Origin of the sequence: Amycolatopsis sp. cg5 (assembly GCF_041346955.1) — a bacterium.
In the GTDB taxonomy this organism is placed as follows: Bacteria; Actinomycetota; Actinomycetes; order Mycobacteriales; family Pseudonocardiaceae; genus Amycolatopsis.
The window spans coordinates 8236090-8260206 of record NZ_CP166849.1 but is presented as its reverse complement, the minus strand read 5'-3'; the positions used below and the strand labels follow the sequence as shown (position 1 = coordinate 8260206).

The following is a 24117-nucleotide window of genomic DNA, read 5'->3' as shown; positions in this document are numbered from 1 at the left end:
GCGGCGTCCTCGTCGGTTCCGAACGAGGGTAGCTCAATTACCGGGCGGCTCCAGGATGATTTCGTCGCCTGTCGCGATAGAGCAGCTCGTTGTGCGGATCGAAGGCCCGCGCGACCTCCAGCAGATCCAGGGTCTGCTGGGGATCGGAGTCCACCAGGGCGCGGGCCAGTGCGGCGACAGCGTCGATGGCGTCGCGGCGGATCGCCTCGCGTGCGGGCTCGATCCACTCGTTCGACATGCCCTCGGCCAGCGGTCCGCCGTAGCTGTTGACCACGTCCCGGTAGGCGTCGATACGCGCGGCGTCGGTAGACGCCGCGCGGCGGGCGGCGACGGCGTGCGCGAAGCGCCAGTAGTCACTGCGAACGCTCGCCGGGTCGAGCTGGTAGCGCCCGTTGCTGGCGGAGACGACGTCGGTCACCGTGCCGTTCGTGGCGGCGGCCAGCGCTCTGCGCATCCGCGACAACGCCGTGTGCAGGGCATTGGTCGGCCGCGCCGGGGGATCCTGGCCCCACAACGCCGAGACGAGCGTCTCGCGGGTCGCACCGTCGGGATGCAGTGCCAGCAGCACCAGCAACTCCTTGGTCCGGGGCTGCAAGGTGCCGGTGATCTCGCGCGCATCGCCACGTTCGGGGTGCCAGTGCACACGCAGGTCACCGAGCACGGTCACGGTGATCAGCGCTGGGCTGGTGTCCTGTTCCCCGCTGCTGGTGGTGGTCGGCGGTGTCTCGGCCGCGGGCTCGCCGCTGGACGCCGGTTCGTTGGTCTCGCTTTCGTCGCGGTGCTCGGTCTCGTTGTCGGCCAGGCGCGACGGGGCCGGCCGCTGGCTGCTGGAGGCCGGTGGGCGCAGCCGGACGCCGGGCGGCTGCACGTCGGCGGGGGCGAGGATCTCCAGCTCGGTGTCCGCAGGGGCCGGTGCGGTGACCGCGGCCGTGACTTCCAGCTCGACCTCGCCCGCGTCCGAACCGCCGGTCTCGAGCAGGTCAGCCTCGCCCGGCGAGGTCTGGTCGTTGCCGGCGGGGCGCGCCTTGACGATGCGAGGGCGCGTCGTCAGTGGCGCGACCACGACGTCGTCGCGAGTCACCGGCGGGTCCGGCTCGGCGTCTCGGAGGAGCGTCAGCAGTTCGGCGGTGTCGTCGTCGCCGAGGCGGAACATCCGGGTGCCGCGCAGGGCCTCGCCCAGCCCGGGGCCGGTGGCCGAGATCGTGCCGTCCTGGCGGATGTAGCAGGTGACGCCGGGTTGCCACTGGCCCAGCAGCAGACCGGTGACGCCGAACGGCGCGCCGTTGTCCAAGACCGCCTGCAGGCGCTGATGGTGTGCGGGTGGCCGTGCCACCAGCACCAGAGGCGGCCAGGTTCCCGGCTCGGCGTCGGGCTTACGGCTTGCCGAGGCACGTACCAGGGTCTCGGCCTCTACCGCGTCCAGCGCGTCGTCCAGGTCGGCGACGATCCGCACGGCCGAGGATAGGTGCCCCTGGGCTGCTCCGCGTCCGAGCAACGAGACCAGGTCGTCGACCGGGACGATGACAACCGCCCCGGCCGACGTCGCCAGGTGGCCGGCGGAGGTGGTGAGCGCGGTGACCAGCAGCGCGCGGGCCGCGGCGGGGGCGCCGGCACCGACCAGCCCGAGGCCGCGGGCGGTCGCGAGGTCGAGGGCGACCTCGCGACCGTCGCGGACACCCAGACCTGGCGCGACGGTGGGGGGTCGGCCGGCGCCGGTCTGGGGTGCGCCCACCACGAGCGGTGGCGCAGGCGGGACACGCAGCGGACGCCTCTGTTCCTCGTCGTCCGGGTAGTCCTCGTCGAGGTCGATCTCGTCGTCGGCCTCGGCGCGCAGGTGAGCAAGCCGCAGCTGGTAGACCACCGGCGCGACGGGCAGATCGTCGCGGTCGCCGCTGCCGGGCCGGTACCGGCTGCGATAGCGGCGGCGGGCGACCATCAGCGCCGCGCTGACCGCGGCGGCCAGCCCGAGACCTACGAACAGCTCCGTTCCCCACCGGACGCCGGGGTCGCCCGTCGCGGGAGGGGTGTTCGTGCTGGTCGCGGCCGGTAGTGCCTGCTGGGTGGACGGTGCGGGTTGCGCTGGTGTGGACGGTTGGATGCTCGTCGGTGGCGCGGCGGAAGTCGGCGGCGCTGTGGTCGGCGGGGCGGGAGTCGTCTGGTGCGGGTCGGCTGGCTGCTGCGGCGGCACGGCTGGCGCGCTCGCCTCTCGCGGCAGGGCGAGTTCCTCGCCGGGAAAGATCAAGCTGGGCTTGGTGAAGCTATGGCCGTTCGGTTGCGGCTTTCCCTTGTTGAGGTCGAAGATCTCCGGCCAGCGTGCGCCGTCGCCGAGGGTGCGTTCGGCGATGCGCCACAACGAGTCGTGGACTCCGTTCTGCGGCGCCAGCACGACCACCGACTCCGGATGCGCGGGAACGGTGGCGGTGCTGTCCTTGGTGGTGGTCTGAGTGGAGTAGACCGCGTTGCGGACCACCACGGTCTCCCCGGCGGGGGCCTGGTGTTCCCATGCGGGGGCGGTCGCCACGACTTGCGATCCGGTCCCGAGCGCTGTGGACAACGAGGTGACCGGTGCCGGTGCGGGCCGGTTGCCCAGCACTGCCAGCAGGACCGCGCCGACCAGGACGCCCGCCAGCGCGTGAACCGGACCGGCGGCGGAGAAGTCCGGCAACCGGGCCGCGTCGAATCCGCTGCGGGCCAGGTCGACCGTGCACCGCAGGACGTCGATGGTGAACGCGGCCCACGTGATCCAACAAAAGCAGGCAAGGAAGTTCAGCAGGAACGTGGTCGTCATCGGGCCGAGCAGCACGCCCTGGACCTCGGCCCACGTCGGGACGTGGTTCGGCAACGGCCAGCCGATGTAGTGCCACAACGCCCAGGGCAAGCCCGCCACCAGCGCGAGCAACACGGTGCCCGCGACGAGACCTCGTAGCACCCGGCCGACGAACCGGAACATGCCAGCCAGCGCCCACCAGACGCGGCGGCCCACGCTCGGTGGCCGTGCCGTTTCCCGGCCAGACTGGTGCGATGTGGAGGTCACAGCTGGCTCGTTTCCTTGGCGCTACAGGGCTTTAGGGTTCGATCCTCACCACTCCGCGAGGCATCGGAAGCAGGCGAGCCGGGGTGCCGTTTCTACGGCAGCCGCCGACGCGCTCGAGCGTTGTCATGTCACTCCCGCCGTGACGCGGTCGGGCGCGTCTGCGCTGTCAGTGCGAGGCACAGCGGGCTGGGGCGGCACGGACGCCTGGCCGTTCGTCGATGTCTTCGCCGCCGACGGTGCTCCGCTCGATGCAGTCGCGGCGGGCCTCTTCTTCTTGGCGGTACGGGGCGGTTTCCGGGATGTGAGCCACGCCGTCAGATCGGCGGCCGGAATGTTGGTGAACCGTGCCAGCTCGTCGATCTCCAGCACGTCGCTCGCGTCAGCGAGAACCTCACCGAGTTGCCGTTCCACCTCAGCGAACTGCTCGGCGAGCACCGTCCGGCGCTGGGCGAGTTCACCTACCTCCTTTGCCGCGGCGGAACGCTTCGCGCGCCGGGCCGTGTCGGCCGCCTCGACGCGGCGATCGATCTCCTCGGCCGTGGCAATGTCTGTCGTAGCCATCCTGATCTCCTTGCGTTGACATGCCGATGCGAGCGCGGGGTGCTCTACGGGTCGATGGTCACCACCCCGCGCTGGGGATGAGCGCTGCCGGTGCCGTGAACGGTGAGGCTGGAGATCCCGACCATGCCCAGCAGCTGCGTGTTCTGAGAGGCGGTGATGGTGACGGTGACCGTGTCGCCGGCGACGGTCACCGTTCCGGAGGCCCCGACCGTGGCGAGATAGCTTTGCGCGTCGGCGACCGCCTGAACCGGCACCAGTTGCAAAGTGCCGGTGCTGCGGTACGCGGACAGGTCGATGGCCTGGGCGCCCGCGCGGGCAGCGGCCTCCGCCTGCCCGTTCGCCTTGACCTTGGCGGACAAGGCCAAGCCACCGTCCAGGGTCAACCCGGCCAACGCGAGAATCCCGATGGTGAGCACCACGACGAACGCGGTCGCCCGGCCGTCGTCGGCCCGCCACCAGGTCCGCCGCTGCGTTCGCCACCAGTGCCACCAGAGCGGCGACTTATCCTGTTGCTGGCGGATCATGCGCCGCCTCCGGAGGTATTCCCCGAGACCGAGCGCCAGGTGTCGACTGGTTCGACAGCGGTGGCGGACAAGCGTTTCTGGCCGGGAACACCGAGGATCAGCGCGTCGCCGAAGTCGACCGCACACGACACCGTCACGCTGACCGTGCCGCCCGGTCGCATCCCGCCGGTGGCGGTGTCCACGCTCAGCGACGCGCACGTCACGCCGGCCGAGGACAGCGCGTTGGTGGCGGTGGACTGCGCCGCCGCGGTCGCGGTGGCCGCGCTGCGTTCGATGCTCGCCGCGCGGGCCGCTTGATGCGCGGCGTCGTCCAGCCGCAGCCGGGCATCCACCCCTCGGTGGATCACCACAGCGACGAACACGAGCAGCATGACCAGAAACGGCGCCGCTATGGTGACTTCCGCAGCCACTGAGCCACGGTCCGCGCGCCACCAGGCCACCCACCAACCCCAGCGGGTGCGATAGCGCCCCAGCGGGCGTTCTGGACCACCGGACGGGCACGTCTCGGCTGTCCAGGTGGCGGGCGGGTTCGTGGTCGTCATGGCGTCCGATCACCTGCCACTGGCCAGATCGGGAACGAACCGTTCGACCGGGCCGGACGCCTCGGCGTGCACCGGCAAGCTGAGGAACGGGACCACCGACGTCGCGGTCCCGGAAATCCGGATCGACGCGGAATTCGCGGTGCGGTCGGCACCGACACTGGCGCCGGTCAACGGGCCGCGCGCGAGCTGATCGAGCATCTGCTGCGCACTCGCGCTGCCCGCGGCCGCGGTTCCGTTCTGGGCTCGCGCCGCGGCGAGCCCCTGGGACGCCGCGGCCTGGGCGATGTGAGTCGCGTGCGACCACAGCGCGAACTGCACGATCGCCAGCAGCATCAACAGAAGCAGCGGCGGCGCGATCACCAGCTCCGCGCTGACCGCGCCGCGGTCACCACGCAGCAGCAGCCGGATACGGCCTCGCGAGGCCGTCCTCCCGTGCGCAGGCCGCGGCCGGCCGTCACCGCGGCCTCGCGTGCTGTGTCTGGCCGCCTGGCAGGTTCCACCCGCACGAGTGAACTGACAAACTTCCTCACGTTGGGCGGCACATGCGGCGGGAAGGTGTACCACCGGTCAGTCATCGCGCGCTTCCCCGCGGCAAGGCGAGCGTCAACCTCGGAAAACTGGATCTGCTCGTACGGAAACCTGCCGACGAGCATCTCGATCGTTGTAACGCCGATCGAGTACAGATCAGACCTGAGAGTCACGTGCCCAGTGGACTTGGCCTCGGGGGCGAGGTACAAGGGCGTGCCCCCGTAATCCGGCGCTGTGCCAGTGCGTGGATCGATTTTGCCGGCCGAGCCTAGGTCGGCGAGGACTGCATTCTCCCGTGACTGATCGAGAAGGACATTGCCGGGCTTCACGTCCCTGTGCACATACGCGCGATCCTGGTGCAGGTACTCCAGGGCGTCCAGCACCTGGCCGCAGATCCTCATCGCGTCGGCCACGCCGAATCCGTGCCCGTCCATGAGCGCGTCGTAGACGCTCCCTCCTGGGTAGTAGTCGCAGATGAAGGTCACGGCGTCCAGACCACGGAACTGGGGGTCGGGTTCCCACTGGGCGTCCCATACCTCGATCAGATGCTTGTGCCGGGCCTCCTTCAACAGGTGCGGCTCGCGGGCCACCCCATCGGGCACACTGAGGAGGGAGATCGTTTTCTGTACGACGTCACGATCGAAGATGTCGTGCCTCGCAAGCCGGCAGACGCCAACGTTGCCCTCCCCGATTGTTTGAAGGATCTCGTAGGTGGGCCGTTGAAGGAGGTCTCCGACGATGGGCATATCTCACTCTCCGACGATCTCTGCGCGTGCCGCCACCGCGGCGAGATCCCGCTTCTTCGTCCAGTATTTCCCCACCGGGGTATCGAAGACGCTGGCCACGTGGTCAGCGACCGCGCCCTTGCGGGGTAGGCCCAGCCGGGAGCGGAGCGTCGCGCGGGCGAGCCGAACGCAAGTCACCTCGGCGTCTACTGCGCAAGATGCCAGCAGCGCCTCGGCGGTAAACCGAGTCCGCATGTCCGCAACCTTCGGTACCCGCCCACCCGGTTCCATGTCCAGGATCACGACCCGATTGGGTGACAGTGCCGTCAGCGCGTGGACGCACTCGTCCCGGAACGCCACGATGGCGTACCCGGCCTGGGGGCCGTCGCGCAACTCAAGGCAAGTCGGTTCGGTCTCTAGCACACCGCTGTCGTCGACCAGGCAGAGCCACAGCTTGCCGCCCGCCGCGTTAACGCCGAGAACTCTCAAATCTAGTTACTCGCCCCTCGCCAGTCCGGATCCGCAGGGTACCCAGGGTAAGCGACCAGGCCGACGCGGCGTTGAATGCCTCATCCTTCACGCGTAGGTATTACGCGGGCTGTCGCCGAGCTCATCGGCGCAGCGGATCGAGACGTAGTCGGCGCGGGTCGGACAGTCGGCGGTCGGCTCACGATCGTGGTCGCTGTCCGCTGCGGCTGCGTCACGCGCAGCTCGCGTCGGTCGCTTGTTCGTAGCCGCAGCCACGGCTGGGGTCAACGAGCAGTCAGACGCCGAAGCAGACGATCCCACCAACGGCCCTGGGATGCAGGGACGGCATCGAGGATGCGGTGGTCTGACTCGCGGTTGAGCTGGATCTCGTCACGGGTGAAGTTGCGTGCCCACTTGATCGTGCCGTGATCGATGACGTAGTGAGACTGGCACGGCAACGCCCAGTTCCCGATCGATGGCCATATCGTGACCGTGCCGTCAAACGTGAGCACCCATTGAGCGGGTGAGAGGGGCGTGATGACCTCACGACCACAACCGCAGGCACACAGGTGTGCGGCGGTGGAGAACCGGGCTGATACGTAGAGGTGGCCTGGCTCCAGTTCTGCGGGAAACGCCGTCACGAACTCGGGAACGATCCGCGTCTCCTTCACGCTGCATCCTCCCCTGCATCCCCATTTCCGTTACGGATGGTTCCCGTGAAGATCCGGTAGACGGTCTCATCAACCGGCTCGAGCGCGGCGTAGTACGTGAGGTACTTCTTCCAGTTGATGACCGCGAGCATCGCGTTGAGGCAGTTGAGGTCGGCGGTCTGGATGTTGCGGTCGTACTCGTCGGGCCTGCCAGTCGCGGTGGAAATCGCGCCGTCTGACATGCCGGGGAAGTGGTTCACGACGGCCAAGAGTCCGGAGAGGTGCCCGCCTTCGTCTCGGATGCCCATGCCGACTTCGATCGCGGGGATGCCGCGCTCGTAGAGCCAAGCGAGGATCGCTTTCTTATCGTCCGCATCGGCGGCGGCCATGAAGACGAAGGTGCAGTTGCCGAGGAGTTCAAGGTTGTCGGCGGTGATGAAGTCCGGGTGCGCGGTGATACCAGTGTGCATGTGGGAGTAGACGCGGGCGAAGTGTTCGGCCTTGTTCGGACGCAACTTGAGGTCCTCGATGTCGGCAGCGCCTGGAGCGCGGTAGGCGTTGTGGTTGTCGAATACGTCGCCGTCGAACAACTCGATGGTGTCGACCCAGGTCTTGGACACCTGGTCGAGGATGAAACTGCCGGTGCCGCCCAGGCCGATGATGCCGATGCGGTGGCCTCGGAACTTCGCGTTCATCTCAGCGAGACCCGCGCGAGCGGTGCCGGTGTCGGGGTACACGAACGGCAGGTCGTCTGGAACCTCAGTCCAGCCAGCACCCAGCGTCGCCGTCACAGTCGGGTCGAGTGCCTTCGCGGGATGGCTCAGGATCCGCACGTACGAGGTGATCTTGTCGTAGGTGTTGGCGTAGACGCCGGCGTTCTTCGGCTTGCTGGAGATCATGAAACTCGCGCTGAGTTCCGGGGTAATGGCGTGACCGTCGGGCGACGGACCTGGGATCGGCTGCCCGTGCTGATCGCAGGGCTGCTCGCCGATGAACCAGATCCGGTGGTCGCCCGAGCCGTCTTGGACGATGTCGCCGCTGAACACGACCGGCAATGCGAGCCGCCCGTACGTCACCGCCTTGGCGGCGGTGACGTACGGGACACGCTCGACGATCAGGTGGTTGCCCTCGAACGAGAGGCAGTAGTCCTCGTCGAGCAGTCGACGAGTCGACGGATCACGATCGAACGGTGACGTAGACATCGAAGACCATGTTTTCCTTGACCTTGACGGTGCCGCCGGGCTGGAGCGAGCCAGCCCCACCGCCGTTGTGCCCGCGCGAGTACTCGATACGCGCGACGTCTCCGTCGTTGAGCGGCTCGTTCGGGAACGCCAAGTTGTAGACCTCCTCGTAGGAGATCTCCTTCTTGTCCCAGTGGAACTCGCGGGTGTTGACGAAGATCGTCACGGCGTGCTCGCCGTGACCAGGACTGTTGCCGGGACTCATAGCCCCTCCCTGTGTCAGAGCCCCTGCTGGGGCTTTGCTCTGACTGTATCAGCAAAGCGTCATCATGCTCGTCAAGACACGCCATGTCGTGTCACCAGGACGGCAGTTCCGCGCTAAGCTCACCTTCATGGAACGGAACTGCGCAGCGTCGGCGTACCCGACATGGACAACGTGACAGGCGCCTCCGACACTTCTGCGGGCGTGGAGGGGCTCGATCTCGCCCGGCTGGGCGAGATGCTCCGCGAGCGCCGCGGGAAGTTGTCCCTGCGCCAAGCCGCAGCCGAGGCGGGTGTCAGCTTCAGCACCTTCACCCGCGTCGAAGCTGGCGCTCAGCCCGACCTCACCTCGTTCACCCTCCTGTGCGCATGGCTCGGCGTCTCCCCGGGGCAGTTCTTTACGCCCGTTACCGAACGCCAGGTCGCCCCGATCGACGAGGCGATCGCACACCTCGCCGCCGACCCGCGGTTGGCGCCGGACGCCGCCTCGAAGATCGCGGACGTCCTCCGCAACATGTACGACGTACTCGCCAAGGCGCCGGCGCAGCGGCAGGTAGTGGCGTGCCACCTCCGCGCCGCATCTGTGCTTCGCCCCGGGGTTCCTCATCGCCTCAACTCGCTCCTCGGTGAGATGCACGACAAGTTGGCAGCTCGCGTGGCCGGCGGGGAGCTGTGACGCTCCGCCGCGGGTTCAAGGCTGAAGCCGAACGAGAGGCAGCAAGGGTCCGGAAGGAGCTGGGTCTCGCCTCGCACGATCGCCTTGACCCGCGAGACCTCGCCAAGCACCTCGGTGTCTCGATCGTTGACGCAGGTGAGCTTGTAGACATTGCAGAGCTTGAAGATCTGGAACGCCTCCAGGCGTTCGCTTTTTCCGCAGCCACCTTCGAGATCGAGCAGCGCAAGATCATCGTGGTCAGCCCGTTACGCAACACTGGCCGCCAGAACAGCGACATCGCACACGAACTCGCGCACGTCATGCTCGAGCACGACCTGTCTGAGATCCGCGAAGTCGACGGGATGCCCTTCCGGACCTGCAAGCCGGACGAAGAGGAAGAGGCCACCGCCTTCGGGGGAACACTCCTCCTGCCTCGACCTCTACTTCTGAGCGCTGCGCGGCGCCAAGCCTCGATCGAGCAGATCGCCAATCAGTACGACGTAACCGCCGAGATGGCGCGCTTCCGATACAACACCACTGGTGTCGCCAAGCAAGCGGCGTCCCGTTAGTCCCGCCCGCCCCCACGTGGGGAGCGATCGAGATGAACTGATCGGTTCACGATCGTGGTCGTCCGTGGGTGTCGCGGGTGGGGACGCCGCGTTCGCGGAGTTTGGTCAGCACGGTGGTGTGGTCGACGCCCAGGTGTTCGCCGACTCGCGCTAGTGACCAGCCGAGGTTGTAGAGGTGGATCGCGTCGTCGACCTGCTCGGGGGAGAGTCCACGGCGGCGCATCGGCACGTCGTGTCGTTTGAGGATGTTGCTGACCGTGCGCCGTTCGATACCGAACCGGGTACCCAGCTCGTACACGGTTGCTCCGGCTTGGTACCCAGCGATGAGGTCCTTGACCTGGACAGCGTCGAGTTGCCGGGCACGACCTGGTTTCGGCCGGTCGGCGGGCGGCGGAGCGGGCGTGGCGGGGTCGGGCAGCTTCCGGAGCAGCGCCTCCAGCGCTTCTACCTGGGGTTTTGTGTTGTAGTAAGTTCCCCCAAGGTCCACAAATAGATGGCTCGTGCCCGCGAAGGGCGCGGGCCATTTTTTGTGGAGCTGGTGTTTTTGTGGGGGCCGAGCCCCCACACCCCCGCCGGGAGGGCTGCGCCCCCCCGGACCCCCTCAGTTGGTGGGTTGCGCTGGCGTTCAAGGGTGCTCTTTGCTGAAGGCTCTTGATTAGGGCTGAGCAGGGGGCTTGATGGTGGGGCGGCCGAAGGTTTCCGCGGTTGCTGGTGTTTTGGTGGCTGCTCCTGTTGTTGTGGGTAGCGCTGTTGTGATGGCCTTGATCGGGCGGCTGGTGTGGGCTGGGCAGGCTTGGGTGGTTCCGGTCGGTTGGGGCTGGCCGGGGGCTTGATGTTCGTGCCATCCGTGGAGAACCTGCTCGGGTGGGTGATGTTCGATATGCGGCGGCCGACGCCTGCCGAAATGCGGAAGCTGGAGCCGTCGTGGCAGGCCGTTTGTGAGGCCGCGGGAGTCGATGGCGGGCGGTACCTGTTGTGGATCGAGCATTCGCGGGCGCTCAACGCTTTCGCCGCGGGTGGGCGGATGGTGGCCGTGACGAAGCCGGCGCTGACGCTGCCTGAGCGGTACCTGGAGGCGATCCTGGCGCACGAGCTCGGGCACCATCTGTCCGGGCACGCGCGGATTTCGTTGCTGCGGTGGTGGTACGAGCTGCCGGCACGGGCGACGATTCTGCTCGCGCGGCTGGTGACGGTCGTGGTGGTCGCGGTCGCGCGGTTCTTCGTGCCGTTCGGACGGGCCGTGGCGGTGCTGGTCTCGGTGCTGCTGACGCTCGGGTTGCTGACGGGGCTCGCGTTCCTCAATCCCTGGCTGCTCGTGATTCCGCTGCTGAGCCCGGTGATGGCTTGGTCTCGGCGGCTTGGGGAGTACGAGGCGGACAGGACCGCGGCACGGCTCGGTTATGGGCTGGTGCTCGTCCAGGTGCTGACTGCGTGGCTCGCGGAAAGCGGGGGTGATCGACGGCGAGTGCGTGATCGAGTGTTCGCCAGCCATCCGGCGCACATCGACCGGATCAAACGGCTTCGCGAACTCCAGAGCCGGTAAGCGGTCATAGACAGGCGTCGCTCACTGAGAAGCTTTCGGTAAGGCCCTAGCGGCCAAGCTGAGGCCTAGTGCGGCGCGACGTACGTCAGCGGGTTGAGATGCGCGACCGCGGTGAGCCACTTCGGGGCGGTGTTCAGTGTGAGCAACAGCGGGAAAAGCAGGAATTCTTGGACGGAGTAGAAGAGTGACTGCTGCTTCCTCGATGCGCTGGCCAGCGCATCGACAGGGCCCCGAGGCCGATGATGAGCGCGGCTTGCGTCAGCAGGGTCAGGACTTCTTTCGTCATACGGCCCACCAGAAGCGAGGTCCGGGTCAGCGGTGTGACGAGCATGCGGTCCATTGAGCCGGTGCTCAGTTCGGTCATGAGCGTCCAGCCGATGCCGGTGGTGCTCGACAGCGCGAGCATGACCAGGATGACGGCTGCAGCATGCCGAAGACGAGACCGATCGGGTTTCGCAGCTGTGGGCGGGTTTCCCTGGCGAAGACAATGCCGGTGCCGGTGAGTGTGCTCATGCTGGGGCTCCTTCGCGGATGCTGAGGCCAGTGAGTGCCAGGAATAAGTCGTCGAGGGTCGGGCGGCGGACTTCGGCGGTCTTGAGGAACTCCGGGAGCACCTTGTTCCCTTGCGGTACGCGGAATTCGACCGTCGGGCCGTCACTCGTGAGGTCGCGAGCGGCGGGAATGCGGGCGGCGGCGCGCAGTGTGTCGCCGGGGGCGGAGGTGGTGACGGTGACGAGGTCGCCCGCGCGCATGGGCCGTTGATGCGCGCGGAGGAAGATTTCTTGCGAGGTATGGGAAAGCGTGAGGTCGAGACGCTTCGAGGGCTGCTGCAGCGGCTCCTCGCGCACGCGACCGATGACGAGGCTTGGCTTTCGTGAGCGTGGTTCAGCGGGCTTCGTCCGCTGGGGACGAAGCCCGCTGAACTCACCTGCCTCGCGGGAGCGCGCCCCGGGTGCCCGAGCCGAGACCGGTCGGGTTGAGGTTGGCGCGTTCGCCCGCGCTGTGCCCGTCGAGATAGCCGCTGCCGGTCAGGCGGCGACGTGGCGCGGCACGCAGGTTGCCGTACTTGGCGTCGTAAGCGTCTTCGACCAATGTGTTGCGGTCACGCACGACGAGCGCGGCGGATTTGGTGCCCGGCTCCGTCACGTGCGAGCGGGCGGCGCGTTCCTCCGTCGCCTTCAGGCGCAGGTAGACCGCTGTGGCGAAGCCGGTCAGCCAGGTGCGCCGGTACGCGGCGATCGACTCGAAGCCGGCGCGGAACCCTTCCGGGCGGACCCGCGTCAGCTGGGTCGTCGCCTGCAGCAGCAGGCTGGTGTACAGCAGCTCGACCCGCTCAAGGTCGGAGCGGAAGCCGAACACGGTGACCTCGGTGACCGACTGGCCCCACCGGTGCAGCAGCGACCGGCAGCGCAGGGGGTGGGCGATGTTGGTCAGCAGGGTCGCCTTGTCCCTGCTGTACGGATTGCCCATGGCGATCTTGATGGTGGTGATCTCGTCGGCGCGCGCGCCGGAGTCGGCGAGTATCGCGGTGTCGATGCCGTAGCGGGCGATCAGCTCCGCGGCCTTGGTGTTGTAGGAATCGGCTTCGGCCTCGGTGACACCTGGGTCCTCGGCCTTGGCCAGCAGCTTACGGACCTTGGCGAGCAGCGTTTCCTGGTCGGACATGGTCCCCCCTTCTCGGTTTCGCAACTGCTTCCTTCCTACCCGGATGGTCCGACAGTTTCGCTCATTCGTTCGAATCGCGCTAGAGTGGGTGGCATGTCGGGGGCGGAGGTCGCCGTCGTGGGATCCGGGCCCAACGGGCTGGCCGCGGCGGTCGTTCTGGCGCGTGCGGGCCTTGGTGTCGAGGTCTTCGAGGGCGCGTCCGAGTTCGGCGGCGGCATGCGGTCGAAGCCGCTGTTCGACGACAGGGTCGTGCACGACATCTGCTCGTTCGGGCACGCGATGGCGCCGGCGTCGCGGTTCTTCCGCGAGTTCGACCTCGAAGCCCGCGGTGTCCGGCTGCTGCAGGCGGAGGCGGGGTATGCCCACCCGCTCGACCGTGGCGCCGGGATCGCGTACCGGTCGCTGGACCGGACGTGTGAGCGGCTCGGCCGGGACGGGCCGCGCTGGCGCGCGCACGTCGGCCCGCTCGTCGAGCGCAGCAGTGAGATCGTCGATCTGCTGCTCGGCGATCAGCGGCACCTCGGCCGCGCCAGGACGGCACTGCGGTTGCCCGCCGACATCCTCAAGTTCGGCCTGGCCGCCGAGCACCTGTTCACCGGGCAGGAGGCCCGCGGCCTGATCGCCGGGGTCGCGGCGCACGCGACCGGCAGGTTGCCGAGCCTGCCCGCCGGTGGGGTCGTCGCGATGCTGGCCCCGCTCGCTCACTCGACCGGGTGGACTTTGCCGTGTGGTGGCAGTCAGCGGATCGCGGACGCGCTCGTCGCGGATCTGCTGGCGCACGACGCGAAACTGCACGCCGACACCCCGATCACCGACCTGCGTGACCTCAGGGACTACAAGGTCGTCCTGCTCAACACCGCCCCGCGCGGCCTGCTCGACCTGGCGGGAGACCTCTTGCCCGGCCGCTACCGCCGTACGCTTGAGAAGGTGCGCTACGGCCCGGCCGCCGCGAAGGTCGACTTCCTGGTCAGCGACCCCGTTCCGTGGGCCGACCCCGAAGTCGGGATCGCGGGCACCGTGCACGTCGGCGGCACGATGGCCGAGATCTACGCGTCGGAAACGGCCACCGCGCGTGGAAAGAAAACTGCACGACCGTTCGTGCTCGTGTCCGACCCGATGGTCGTCGACCCCACGCGTGGACTGCCCGGCAGGCGTCCCGTGCTCGGCTACTGTCACGTCCCCAATGGCGACCCGGCCGACGTCACCGGCACCGTCCGTCGCCAGATCGAGCGGTTCGCGCCGGGTTTCTCGGACACGATCATCGAGAGCCGCTGCACCACGGCGCCGCAGCTGGAGGCCTACAACCCCAACTACGTCGGCGGCGACATCAGCTCGGGGGCGGTCAGTGTCAAGCAGATGATCGCCAGGCCCGCGCTTCAGGCCGACCCGTACGCCACCCCGCTCGGCGGCGTCTATCTCTGCTCGGGCGGGGTGACGCCAGGGCCCGGTGTGCACGGTATGGGCGGTTTTCATGCCGCCGCGAGCATTCTGCGCCGCGAGTTCGGCATCCGGGAACTGCCGGGCCTTCATCCGTAAGTCTGTTGCCGAACCACCCGGTCGGCCGGAAAATGACTCACCGATGAAGATCATGCGAGTTCTCACCATGACCGGGTTCGCCGCTCTGCTCCTGACCTCGACGGCCGTCGCCGCGCCCGCGCGGGCCGCGAGTCACGGGACCGAGCCGGTCTACGACTACGCACAGGCCATCCGTGAGCAGGTGTACGTCGAGACGCCCGTCGACAGTGACCGCGACGGCAAGAAGGACCGGCTCTCGGTCTACGTCGTCCGTCCGAAAGAGACGGACGGTGACCTCAAGGTCGCCTCGATCGTCGAGCCGAGCCCGTATTTCGGCCTCACCGACGCGCCTGCCGACTATCACCCGGCCGATGTCACCGACGTGCCGAGGATCTCGCCGTGGTCGCCGCCGACCGGGGCCTGGCAGGGCGCGAACTACGACCGCGTCTATTACGACAACTACTTCGTCCCTCGCGGGTACGCGGTGCTTTCGGCCAACACGCTCGGCACCGGTGATTCCGACGGCTGCCCGAGCGCCATCGGCACCGAAGAGAAGCTCGGCATGAAGACCGTGGTCGAGTGGCTGACGGGGGACGCGAAGGCGTTCACCTCCGACGGTAAGGAGATCAAGGCGAGCTGGTCCACCGGCAAGGTCGCGATGGCAGGCAAGAGCTACGACGGCACGCTGCCGGTCGCGGTCGCGAGCACCGGTGTCAAAGGCCTGAAGACCGTCGTTTCCATCTCCGGTATCGCCTCCTGGTACAGCTACTACCGCGCGAACGGCGCGGTCGTCTCGCCGGGCGGGTTCGTCGGCGAGGACGCCGACCTGCACGCGAAAGTCGTGCTGACGCGCAAGAATCCCGAGGTCTGCGAGCCCCAGATGCACGAGATGGAAAAGGCGATGGACCGCGTCAGCGGTGACTACACCGCGTTCTGGCATGAACGGAACTTCGCCAAGGACCTCGGCAACTTCCACGGCAGCGTGTTCCAGGTCGCCGGGATCAACGACTGGAACGTCAAGCCGAAGAACTTCACCGATCTCTGGGACGCGCTGGGCCGCAACGACATCAAGCGCAAGCTCTGGATCCACCAGGGCGCGCACGACGATCCGCTGTACGTCGCGGAGCAGGCCTGGCTCGACACCGTGCACAAGTGGTTCGACCACGAGCTGTACGGCATCGACAACGATGTGATGCGCCAGCCGCGGGTGCGGTTCGAGACCGCGCCGGGCCAGTGGACGAACTACCGCGATTGGCCGGAGCCCGGCGCTCGCGATGTCACGCTGCGGTTCAGGGCGGGCGACAAGGCACCGCAACCCGGCGTGCTTACCCCGGGTTGGCCTGGATTCGGGCAGCGGCAAGGGTTTGTCGACGATCCCACGCGCACTGCCGACAGCCTGGTCGCAGGCGTCGGCCAGGCGGATCCGAACCGGCTGTTGTACGTGTCGGACCCGCTGCCCAAGGACGTCCGTGTCTCGGGCACGCCGGAGATCACCGTCCGCGCGTCCGTCGACGGCAAGTCGCCCTACCTGAGCGCGCTGCTGGTCGACTACGGCAAGGACACCCGGATCACCGAACTCAAGACCACCGGCGACAACTGGTGCTTCGGCCCGACGGTCGGCACCGACACGGGCTGCCGGGCGAAGCGTCAGTACGCGACGGCCGAATCGGACTTCCAGGTGGTCAGCCGTGGCTGGATCGACGTGCGCAACCGCGACTCGGCGAGTGTGACCGAGCCCGTCAAGCCAGGCCGCCCGTACACCTTCACCTGGCGGATGGAGCCGAGGCAGTACCAGCTCAAGGCCGGGCACCGGCTCGGCGTGGTGCTGCTGGTGACCGACCACGACTACACGCTGCGGTACCCGGCCGGCACCAAGATCTCGGCGTCGCTGCTCGAAAGCAGCATCCGGATCCCGTTCGCGGGTTAACGCCTGCGCGGCTCGACGAGCCCTGTCTCGTACGCGACGACGACCGCCTGAGCCCGGCTGGAGATGCCGAGTTTGGTCATCAGCCGGTTCAGGTGGGTCTTGACCGTCGCCTCGCTGACCAGCAGTCTGCCCGCGATCTCGGCGTTCGTCTCGCCGCCCGCGACGAGGCGGAGCACCTCGAGTTCGCGTTCGGTGAGCCCGCTGAGCGACTCCGTGTCGGTCGGTGGCGCGTGCGTGAACGACTCGACCAGGCGCCGGGTGATCGTCGGGCCGAACAGCATGTCGCCGCGGGCGACCGCGTGGATGCCGCTGCTCAGCGTCTCGGGCGGGCTGTCCTTGAGCAGGAAGCCCGACGCGCCCGCGCGCAACGCCGTGTAGACGTACTCGTCGAGGTCGAACACCGTCAGCATGAGGATGCTCGGCTTGTCGGGGCCCGCGCCCGCGAGGATGCGCTCGGTCGCCTGGATCCCGTCGAGCTCGGGCATCCGGATGTCCATCAGGATCACGTCGGGCCGCAGCTCGAGTGCCTTGCCGACGGCTTCGAGGCCGTTCGACGCCTGGCCCGCGACCTCGACACCGGGCATGGCGCCGAGCAGCGCGACGAAACCCGCGCGGACGAGGTCCTGGTCGTCCACCACCAGCACACTGATCATGAGCCGCGGCGGCCGCTCTTCGGGTAGGGCAGGGTCAGCGCGATCTCGAATCCCTTTCCGGAGCCGGTGCCTATTTCGAGGACGCCACCGTACATTCCGGCGCGTTCCCGCATGCCGATCAGGCCGTGCCCGGCCGGGTTGCGCGCCGGCACGGTGACCGCGCCGGTGTCGGTGACGCGCAGGACGAGGTTGTCGTCGTGATACGCCAGCGTCAGTTCCGCCTCGGCCTCGCCTGCGTGCTTGATCACGTTCGTCAGCGCTTCCTGCGCGACCCGGTACGCGCACAGCTGCTGGCCCGACGGCAGCGTGCGCGGCGTGCCGGAAATGCGCAGCCGCACCGGCACGCCCGCTTCCCGCACCCGCGCGGCCAGCGAGGGGAGATCGGCCAGTCCCGGCTGCGGGCGCAGCACGCCGTCGCCGGGTTCCTTGCGCGGCGGGCGGAGCACGAGCAGGAGGCGCCTGAGTTCGTCGAGCGCCTCGGTCGAGGTGCTGGTGATCGTGGTGAGCGCGTCGCGGGTCGTCTCGGGCGCCGAGTCGAAGACGTAGCTCGCCAGGTTCGCCTGGACGGCGATCACCGAAAGATGATGCGACACGACGTCGTGCAGCTCGCGCGCGATGCGGATGCGTTCCTCGACGACGGCGCGTTCGGCTTCGAGCTGCGCGTGCCGTTCCAGCTGCTGGGCGTGCTCGGCGATCTCGCTGATCCGCCGGGTGCGCAGTTTCGCCGAGCGCGCGACGACGATCGTGGCCATCGTCTGCAGCAGCCCGAGCAGGGTGTCGCCGCCGATCGTCGCGCTGTCACCGAGGACGATGCCGACCTCGTAGATCGCCAGCGACGCGAGCGCGATGAGCAGCGCCTGCCCGAGCGGATAACTCAGCACCACCGTGTACAGCGCGATCAGCCCGCCCGGCTGGCCGAGCAGCGCCCGATAACCCAGCGCGTAGTACAGCCCCATCGCGACGCCGACCACGAGCATCACCGTCAGCGGGAACCGCCGCCGCAGCACCACCGGCAGGCCGCTGAGTGCCGCGAGCAGGTACGCCCAGCCGTCGTCCGCGGGCGACACGCCGAGGAAGAGGAAGACGGTGGAGCCCGCCGCGAGCAGGATGTCGATCAGGAACGGGCGGGAACGGGGCAGGTGGCGAAGCCACGCGAGGAACGCGGACACCGCTGCAAGCTACCGCCCGCGCGCGGGGAATCCCGCACCGATGCGGGCATATACCGCGAAAGTTTACCGGCGATTGCCACCGTGGTTGATACCACCGAAGCAGGTCACCCACTAGTTTTCTTGGTGAATGGTTCATCCATTCACCAAGCTCGGCGAAGAGCGTGGAGTGTGGCCGCGGGGGAGGTGGCCGCCCGCACTCTTCGCCGAGCGCGGAACCTACTGCTGGATGGGTTTCCCGTCCGTTCCGCAGATGTAGCCGGCGTTGATGCAGTCGCGCACCCGCCTGGCGAGTTCGTTCGAGTCCCAGGCGTTGAAGAAGTCACCGTGGAACGTGTAGCCGGGCTGATCGGTCACCAGCTGCCCGTTGCGAGTGCCCGCGAGGGTGAGCCCGCCACCGTTGACCGGATAGGTGATCAGCAGCTCGAGCCTCGGCACGACGTGCGGATAGCCGGCCGGGCAGGTCTGGCTGAGCGCGAACGCCATGTGGTCGCGGTGGTTCGGCGAGTCGAGCCTGCCGTCCCAGCAGGTCGGGAAGTCCAGGTACGTCTCGAGTTTCGAGCCGGGCGCGCAGGTCATGAAGTCCCGGCTGGACGGAGTCGAACCCGTGCAGGACCACCGCGCGGACGGGTTCTGGTCGGCGTTGGTGGCGCCCGCGTTGCCGACGACGTAGCGGAGCCCGCGCGGATGCGGGACGGCGGCGGCCATGTTCGTGATTCCCTGGTAGTAGACGGTCACGCGTTCCGGCGCGATCGGCTGGCCGTTCTTGTAGACGGTCGGCGTCCAGTACGAGGACAGGTCCACCACGGGGTTGCAGTTGGTGGTGCCCAGGCTCAGCGACTCCAGCGTCGACTGCGCGTTGGCGCTCCTGTTCCCGTAGAACTCGTGCATGTGCGAAACCCCGGCCTGGCCGGGGAAGACGATCGGGTCGTCGTTTTTGCGGTGCGCGCTGAAGCAGTCGGCGCGGAATTCCGAACCTCGGAGCGGCGCCGCCACCTGCTGGGCGACGATCGCGTCCGCCTGCTCGGGGGTCGGTACCCAGAAATGGGCTGAGTGGTTGACGTGGGCCGGGGTGTCCAGGCTGCCGAAATGCACGGCGGTCGCGATGAGCGCGACCACGGTCGCTCCGGCCGCGACGGCGCTGAACAGGCGCTTGACTCGCATGGGCTCCTCCTCGTTGTGAAGCCGGCGGTTAAGTTGTCGCGAACAACAAATAGGCCTGATTCATGACACAGCTCGCCGGATGTCCGGAACAAGCCGCTATCCGGGTGACGCGGGTCACAATCGCACGGGGTGGAAGACCGGAAATACTCGCGAGGTGTTCGATCTCCTCGTCTCCTGGTTCAACGCCGAAGCGTTCCGGATCTTCGGCGCCCCGGTCTCCGTCATCGAGCTCATCGGCGCGGTCACCGGGGTGTGGTGCGTCTGGCTGGTGGCCAGGCAGAACCTCTGGAACTGGCCGATCGGCATCGCCAACAACCTCGCGTTCCTGCTGCTGTTCACCACGGCGGGCCTCTACGCCGATGCCGGGCTCCAAGTCGTCTACGTGGCGCTCGCGCTCTACGGCTGGTGGAACTGGCTGTTCGGTGGGAAAGACCGCGGTGCGCTGCCAGTGCGCCGGACCCGGTCCGGTGAGTGGCTCGGGCTGGCCGTCGGCGGCGTCGCCGGGACCGTGGGGCTCTGGGCGCTGCTGGCGCACGCGACCGACTCGACCGTGCCGTGGTGGGACGCGGCCACGACGGCCCTCTCCCTGCTCGCCACCTACGGTCAGACGCGGAAGCTGCTGGAGTCGTGGTGGTTCTGGATCGCCGCCGACGTGCTGTACATCCCGCTGTACGGCTACAAAGGACTGTGGGTCACGGCCGTGGTCTACGTGATCTTCCTGTGCCTGTGCGTGAACGGCCTGCTCAGCTGGCGGCGCGCGCTGGCCGAGGAGCCGGTGGCGGCGTGAAGTTCGCGCACGGCATGGTGATCGGGAAGTTCTATCCGCCGCATCTCGGGCACCATCACCTCATCAGGGCGGCGGCGCGGCGCTGCGAGCAGGTGACCGTGATCGCTTGCGCGTCCACAGTGGAGTCCATCCCGCTGGCGGACCGGGTGGCCTGGCTGCGCGCGGAACACGACGACACGCCTTGGGTTCGCGTGGTCGGCACGATGGACGAGCACGCGACCGACTACGACGACCCGGACGTCTGGGAGATCCACTGCGCGATCTTCCGGGAAGCGCTGGGCGGCGACGTCGTCGATGCCGTGTTCACGTCCGAACCCTACGGCCCCGAACTGGCTCGCCGGTTCGGGGCGACGTCCGTGGCCGTCGACGTCGACCGTGCGGCGGTGCCTGTTTCGGGGACCGCGGTACGCGCGGACCCGGCCGGGCAGTGGGAGTTCCTCGCGCCTTCGGTGCGGGCTTGGTTCGCCAAGCGCGTGGTGGTGCTCGGTGCGGAATCTTCAGGGACCACAAAGGTTTCCCGTGCGCTCGCGGAGCACTACGGCGCCGAATGGGTGCCGGAGTACGGCCGCGAGTACACCGAGTTGAAGCTCGCGAGGGCTCACGCCGCCGACCCGGCGGCGACCGTCTTCGACCTCCGCTGGGAGGCCGAAGACTTCGCCATGGTCGCCAAACACCAGAACGCCGCCGAAGACGCCGCCGCCGGGCGTGGTGGCCCGCTTCTCTTCTGTGACACGGATTCCTTCGCGACCCGGGTGTGGGAAGAGCGCTACCTCGGGTCGACCTCGCTGGTGTCCACCCGGAAACCCGCGCTGTACCTGCTCACCGACCACGACGGCGTCCCGTTCGAGGACGACGGGTTGCGGGACGGTGAGGACATCCGGCCGTGGATGACCGCCCGGTTCGTCGAGCTGCTCGCGACCACCGGGGTGCCGTGGCTGCGGCTGACCGGGGACCTCGACGAACGGCTGCGCACGGCCGTTCAGGCCTGCGATGCCTTGCTGGCCAAGGGATGGAGTCTCGCCGCGCCGCTCGGCTAGCTCACCAGGTCGCGCCGGCCGGGGTCTTGGTGACCGCGTTGATCCGGTTGAACAGGTTCGTCGTCGCGACCATCAGGATGAGGGCCGAGATCTGCTCCTCGTCGAAGTGGCTGGTGAGCTCGTCCCACAGCTCGTCGGAGACCGCGTCCGAGGACCGGTCGGCCAGGCGCGTCGCGTGTTCGGCCAATGCCAGTGCGGCGCGTTCCTCGTCGGTGAACAGCGGGGACTCACGCCAGACGGCCACCATGCCCAGGCGTTCGTCGGTCTCACCCGACTTCCTGGCGCTCGCGAGCCCGCCGTAGACGCACGCGCTGCAGCCGTTGATCTGGCTGGCCCGCAGGTGGACCAGCTCCATCGTGGTCTGCGAGACGGTGGTCGAGTTCATCGCCTTGAACAGGTTCTGGATGCCCTTCATCGCGTCCGGCAGGACCATCGCGGGGTTCTTCATCCGTGCTTCCATGATTTCCTCCAGTTTCAGGTGGTCTCATGGCCTCGACGGATCCCGGCCCGCGGATGTGACATGCCGCCGGAGAGAAAGTTGAACGCCTCTTCCGGAACCGTCAGGGTGCCGAAAGAGGCGTTCGCGCGGGGTGGTTCATGCCGCGAACAGTTCCGGGCGGAACGAGTGGAACGGGACCGCCGTCTCCGAAGGCAGGACCGGGCGCAGTTCCGGGCGGCGCGGGCTGATGCCGTCGCCGGGCTCGCTGCCGGTGAGGCGGTTCTTCACGCGGCGGGCGGCCAGCGGCAGCACGCGCTTGCACACCCAGCTCGCGTTCTCGCCGAAGGTCGGCTGCGGTGCGACGCCGTCGAACTCGGTCAGCCAGGACGACGGGAACGAGATGCCGAGCTTGGTCAGCGTGTAGGCGGCGAGCCTGCGGTGACCGGGCTCGGACAGGTGCAGCCGGTCTGCGCCGAAGTAGCGGGAGTCGCTGACGGAGGTGTCCGGCCAGAGGTCGACGAGCAGCGCGCCGTAGCTGACCGCGGACTCGCGGATGGCGTCGTTCAATGCCTCGATGCGCGGGCGCATGCGCTTGCCCAGCGGCATCCGGGCGGCCACGTCGGGCAGCGTGAAGACGACGACCTCCTGGCAGATCGAGGTGGCCGCGCGGTAGACGGCGTCGACGCGGCGGGCGACGGTGCGTTCGTCGTAGATGCCGGCCATCACGTCGTTCGCGCCGCCGAAGAGGCAGATCACGTCAGGGCGCATCGACTCCGCGACGGGGATCTGTTCGAACAGCATGTGGTCGAGGCGGCGTCCGCGTACCCCCAGGTTCGCGTACCGGAAGTCGGCCTCGTCCAGCGCGAGACGCCCGGCGACGAAGTCGGCCCAGCCGCGGTACTGCCCGTTGAAGGGGTGCGGGTCGTCCAAGCCCTCGGTGCAGGAGTCGCCCAGCGCAACGAATCGGTGGTAGCTCATTGTGACCTCTTTCCACTGTGCCACTTGTGTAATACATACGTATATCAGGGTTGGGACACTGTGCTCCAGAGCACAGCACCCCTGTGGCACCCCTATGTTCAGAGTGAGCTGGGTCTCAGCGACCGCTTCTCCTGAACTCAGCCGAAGAAGGCTTCCAATGTGGTCTCGAGGGTCTCGATCAGGCTCGCGCTGCCGGTTCCGCCCCAAAGTCCCAGCTCAGCGACACCGTAGAGCGCCGACCACAGTGCCGCGGTGAGCGCTTTGACATCGGTGTCGACGCGCCAGCCCTCGTGCTGGGCGGCGGCCACGAGCTCGCTGAAGCTGTCGAACGTCTCCGTCGTCAGCCTGGCGAGCACGGGGTCTTCGTGGTCGAGCAGGTCGTGACGGAACATCAGCGCGAACATCGACGGGGTGTCGCGCGAGAACTCGACGTAACTCCGGCACGCCGACAGCAGTCGTTCGCGTGGCGGTCCGGGCAGCAGATCGTCGAACCGGTGCCGCAGCGCTTCGTAGCCGTTCGACGCGACGGCCGAAAGCAGTTGCGCGCGCCCGGCGAAGTGTCGCAGCGGGGCGCCGTGGGAGACGCCGGTGGCCTTGGCGATGCCGCGCAGGGTGACCGCGTCGACCCCTTCCTCGGTGAGGAGGGTCGTCGCGCTCGAGATCAGGCGTTCCCGGGTATCCACGCGGGTGTCCCTTCGACGGGGAGCAGCTGCGGGCGCTTGGGGAGGAAACCGTCGCCAGGCGAGCGGCCGATCATGCGGTTGCGGGTCCGGGTGATCGCCACGGGCAGCACCTGGTGGCGAAACCAGTGGACGTCCTCGCGCCAGGTCGGCCGTGACGGCGTGCCGGGCAGCGGGTCGAGCCACGACTGCTCGTAGGGCAGGCCGAGCTTTGCGAGCAGATGCGCGGCGAGGCGCAAGTGACCGAGTTCGGACAGGTGCAGCCGGTCAGGGCCGAAATAGCGCGAGTCGCTGACGGCCTCGTCCGGCCACAGGTCGACGAGCCGGGCGCCGTAGCTGACGGCGGCCTCGCGGATCGCGTCGTTCAGCGCTTCGATGCGCGGGCGCATGCGGCGGCCGAACGGCATCCGCTCGGCGATGTCGCTCAAGGTGAAGACGACGACGTCCGGTGCGATCGAGGTCGCCTGGCTGATGGCCGCGTCGACGCGGCGCGCGACGGTCCTGGCGTCCCAGCCGGAGGACATGACGTCGTTGCCGCCGCCGAACAGGGCGATCAGGTCCGGCTTCAGCTCGGCCGCGGTCGGCATCTGCTCCGCGGTGATCTGGTCGAGCCGTCTGCCGCGGACGCCCAGGTTGGCGTACCGGAAGTCCGGTTCGAGCAGCGACATCCTGCCTGCCACGAAGTCCGCCCAGCCACGGAAGAGCCCGTTCTCGGGATGGTGGTCGTCGAGTCCTTCAGTACAGCTGTCGCCGAGCGCGACGAACCTGCGGTAGCCCATTGCTGTTCTCTTTCCGTTCACCTGGGGGACACTGTTTATCAAACTTGGGTAGACAGTGTCTACTCGGCTTGGCAAGATATATCGGC

Annotated in this window: 28 protein-coding genes; 7 read left to right on the top strand and 21 right to left on the bottom strand. The window is 68.2% G+C overall.

The window, feature by feature from the left end:
- Positions 1-37: 37 nt before the first annotated feature.
- From AB5J62_RS37320 to AB5J62_RS37275, 10 genes are all read right to left on the bottom strand, one after another.
- Positions 38-3034: a BTAD domain-containing putative transcriptional regulator gene (locus AB5J62_RS37320; protein ID WP_370944750.1), complete on the bottom strand. Its 2997-nt coding sequence runs from the start codon at positions 3032-3034 to the stop codon at positions 38-40.
- Between the two features lie 123 nt (positions 3035-3157).
- A complete protein-coding gene (locus tag AB5J62_RS37315) occupies positions 3158-3595 on the bottom strand; it encodes a hypothetical protein (protein ID WP_370944749.1) in 438 nt (145 codons plus the stop codon).
- Between the two features lie 44 nt (positions 3596-3639).
- Positions 3640-4119 carry a pilus assembly protein TadG-related protein gene (locus tag AB5J62_RS37310; protein ID WP_370944748.1) on the bottom strand — a complete coding sequence of 160 codons (480 nt, stop codon included), beginning with the start codon at positions 4117-4119 and terminating at the stop codon, positions 3640-3642.
- Complete coding sequence (locus tag AB5J62_RS37305) at positions 4116-4661, bottom strand: TadE/TadG family type IV pilus assembly protein (RefSeq protein ID WP_370944747.1); 546 nt, start codon at positions 4659-4661, stop codon at positions 4116-4118. Before AB5J62_RS37305 ends, AB5J62_RS37310 begins: the two co-directional genes overlap by 4 nt.
- Positions 4662-4670: 9 nt before the next feature.
- Entirely contained in the window at positions 4671-5021 is a 351-nt protein-coding gene (locus AB5J62_RS37300; protein WP_370944746.1) for a TadE/TadG family type IV pilus assembly protein, read from the bottom strand.
- Positions 5018-5935, bottom strand: a complete 918-nt coding sequence (locus AB5J62_RS37295) for a serine/threonine-protein kinase (protein ID WP_370944745.1) — start codon at positions 5933-5935, stop codon at positions 5018-5020. The genes AB5J62_RS37300 and AB5J62_RS37295 overlap by 4 nt, the downstream gene beginning before the upstream one ends.
- Positions 5936-5938: 3 nt before the next feature.
- Positions 5939-6403: a hypothetical protein gene (locus tag AB5J62_RS37290; RefSeq protein WP_370944744.1), complete on the bottom strand. Its 465-nt coding sequence runs from the start codon at positions 6401-6403 to the stop codon at positions 5939-5941.
- Between the two features lie 263 nt (positions 6404-6666).
- Positions 6667-7053, bottom strand: a complete 387-nt coding sequence (locus tag AB5J62_RS37285) for a DUF6527 family protein (RefSeq protein WP_370944743.1) — start codon at positions 7051-7053, stop codon at positions 6667-6669.
- Positions 7050-8234, bottom strand: a complete 1185-nt coding sequence (locus AB5J62_RS37280) for a ThiF family adenylyltransferase (protein ID WP_370944742.1) — start codon at positions 8232-8234, stop codon at positions 7050-7052. The genes AB5J62_RS37285 and AB5J62_RS37280 overlap by 4 nt, the downstream gene beginning before the upstream one ends.
- On the bottom strand, positions 8209-8478 hold the full coding sequence (locus tag AB5J62_RS37275; protein WP_370944741.1) for a multiubiquitin domain-containing protein: 270 nt from the start codon (positions 8476-8478) through the stop codon (positions 8209-8211). Before AB5J62_RS37275 ends, AB5J62_RS37280 begins: the two co-directional genes overlap by 26 nt.
- 162 nt (positions 8479-8640) lie before the next feature.
- On the opposite strand from AB5J62_RS37275, the gene AB5J62_RS37270 reads away from it, so the two are divergent.
- Both AB5J62_RS37270 and AB5J62_RS37265 read left to right on the top strand, forming a co-directional pair.
- Positions 8641-9150, top strand: a complete 510-nt coding sequence (locus AB5J62_RS37270; protein ID WP_370944740.1) for a helix-turn-helix domain-containing protein — start codon at positions 8641-8643, stop codon at positions 9148-9150.
- On the top strand, positions 9147-9698 hold the full coding sequence (locus AB5J62_RS37265) for an ImmA/IrrE family metallo-endopeptidase (RefSeq protein WP_370944739.1): 552 nt from the start codon (positions 9147-9149) through the stop codon (positions 9696-9698). Before AB5J62_RS37270 ends, AB5J62_RS37265 begins: the two co-directional genes overlap by 4 nt.
- A gap of 46 nt (positions 9699-9744) precedes the next feature.
- On the opposite strand, the gene AB5J62_RS37260 is transcribed toward AB5J62_RS37265, so the two are convergent.
- Positions 9745-10185 (bottom strand): hypothetical protein, encoded by a 441-nt coding sequence (locus AB5J62_RS37260; RefSeq protein WP_370944738.1) that lies wholly within the window; start codon positions 10183-10185, stop codon positions 9745-9747.
- 345 nt (positions 10186-10530) lie between these two features.
- On the opposite strand from AB5J62_RS37260, the gene AB5J62_RS37255 reads away from it, so the two are divergent.
- A complete protein-coding gene (locus tag AB5J62_RS37255) occupies positions 10531-11241 on the top strand; it encodes a M48 family metalloprotease (RefSeq protein ID WP_370944737.1) in 711 nt (236 codons plus the stop codon).
- A gap of 133 nt (positions 11242-11374) precedes the next feature.
- On the opposite strand, the gene AB5J62_RS37250 is transcribed toward AB5J62_RS37255, so the two are convergent.
- The 3 genes from AB5J62_RS37250 to AB5J62_RS37240 form a co-directional block, all read right to left on the bottom strand.
- A complete protein-coding gene (locus AB5J62_RS37250) occupies positions 11375-11647 on the bottom strand; it encodes a hypothetical protein (protein WP_370944736.1) in 273 nt (90 codons plus the stop codon).
- A 103-nt stretch (positions 11648-11750) separates the two neighbouring features.
- The gene (locus tag AB5J62_RS37245) at positions 11751-12089 is read right to left on the bottom strand and encodes a hypothetical protein (protein ID WP_370944735.1); all 339 of its coding nucleotides are present in this window, start codon (positions 12087-12089) and stop codon (positions 11751-11753) included.
- 76 nt (positions 12090-12165) lie between these two features.
- Positions 12166-12906, bottom strand: a complete 741-nt coding sequence (locus AB5J62_RS37240) for a DUF2786 domain-containing protein (RefSeq protein ID WP_370944734.1) — start codon at positions 12904-12906, stop codon at positions 12166-12168.
- A gap of 93 nt (positions 12907-12999) precedes the next feature.
- Between AB5J62_RS37240 and AB5J62_RS37235 the strand changes: the two genes are divergently transcribed.
- Positions 13000-14442, top strand: coding sequence for a phytoene desaturase family protein (locus AB5J62_RS37235; protein ID WP_370944733.1), 1443 nt, complete (start codon positions 13000-13002; stop codon positions 14440-14442).
- Positions 14443-14485: 43 nt separating this feature from the next.
- Complete coding sequence (locus AB5J62_RS37230; protein ID WP_370944732.1) at positions 14486-16348, top strand: Xaa-Pro dipeptidyl-peptidase; 1863 nt, start codon at positions 14486-14488, stop codon at positions 16346-16348.
- Here the strand turns inward: AB5J62_RS37230 and AB5J62_RS37225 are convergent.
- The 3 genes from AB5J62_RS37225 to AB5J62_RS37215 all read right to left on the bottom strand — a co-directional run bounded on the left by AB5J62_RS37225 (position 16345) and on the right by AB5J62_RS37215 (position 19331).
- A complete protein-coding gene (locus AB5J62_RS37225) occupies positions 16345-17001 on the bottom strand; it encodes a response regulator (protein ID WP_370944731.1) in 657 nt (218 codons plus the stop codon). The genes AB5J62_RS37230 and AB5J62_RS37225 overlap by 4 nt on opposite strands.
- Positions 16998-18170, bottom strand: coding sequence for a sensor histidine kinase (locus AB5J62_RS37220; RefSeq protein ID WP_370944730.1), 1173 nt, complete (start codon positions 18168-18170; stop codon positions 16998-17000). Before AB5J62_RS37220 ends, AB5J62_RS37225 begins: the two co-directional genes overlap by 4 nt.
- Before the next feature lie 216 nt (positions 18171-18386).
- Positions 18387-19331, bottom strand: a complete 945-nt coding sequence (locus AB5J62_RS37215; RefSeq protein ID WP_370944729.1) for a DUF1996 domain-containing protein — start codon at positions 19329-19331, stop codon at positions 18387-18389.
- A gap of 154 nt (positions 19332-19485) precedes the next feature.
- Here AB5J62_RS37215 and pnuC point away from each other — a divergent pair, with 154 nt between their 5' ends.
- Positions 19486-20118, top strand: a complete 633-nt coding sequence (gene pnuC / locus AB5J62_RS37210) for a nicotinamide riboside transporter PnuC (RefSeq protein WP_370944728.1) — start codon at positions 19486-19488, stop codon at positions 20116-20118.
- Positions 20115-21155, top strand: a complete 1041-nt coding sequence (locus tag AB5J62_RS37205; RefSeq protein WP_370944727.1) for an AAA family ATPase — start codon at positions 20115-20117, stop codon at positions 21153-21155. Before pnuC ends, AB5J62_RS37205 begins: the two co-directional genes overlap by 4 nt.
- 1 nt (position 21156) lies before the next feature.
- On the opposite strand, the gene AB5J62_RS37200 is transcribed toward AB5J62_RS37205, so the two are convergent.
- The 4 genes from AB5J62_RS37200 to AB5J62_RS37185 all read right to left on the bottom strand — a co-directional run bounded on the left by AB5J62_RS37200 (position 21157) and on the right by AB5J62_RS37185 (position 24031).
- Positions 21157-21615 (bottom strand): carboxymuconolactone decarboxylase family protein, encoded by a 459-nt coding sequence (locus AB5J62_RS37200; protein ID WP_370944726.1) that lies wholly within the window; start codon positions 21613-21615, stop codon positions 21157-21159.
- Positions 21616-21750: 135 nt separating this feature from the next.
- Positions 21751-22572: an SGNH/GDSL hydrolase family protein gene (locus AB5J62_RS37195; RefSeq protein ID WP_370944725.1), complete on the bottom strand. Its 822-nt coding sequence runs from the start codon at positions 22570-22572 to the stop codon at positions 21751-21753.
- Positions 22573-22709: 137 nt separating this feature from the next.
- Complete coding sequence (locus tag AB5J62_RS37190) at positions 22710-23255, bottom strand: TetR/AcrR family transcriptional regulator (protein WP_370944724.1); 546 nt, start codon at positions 23253-23255, stop codon at positions 22710-22712.
- Positions 23234-24031, bottom strand: a complete 798-nt coding sequence (locus AB5J62_RS37185; protein WP_370944723.1) for an SGNH/GDSL hydrolase family protein — start codon at positions 24029-24031, stop codon at positions 23234-23236. Before AB5J62_RS37185 ends, AB5J62_RS37190 begins: the two co-directional genes overlap by 22 nt.
- Positions 24032-24117: the final 86 nt, after the last annotated feature.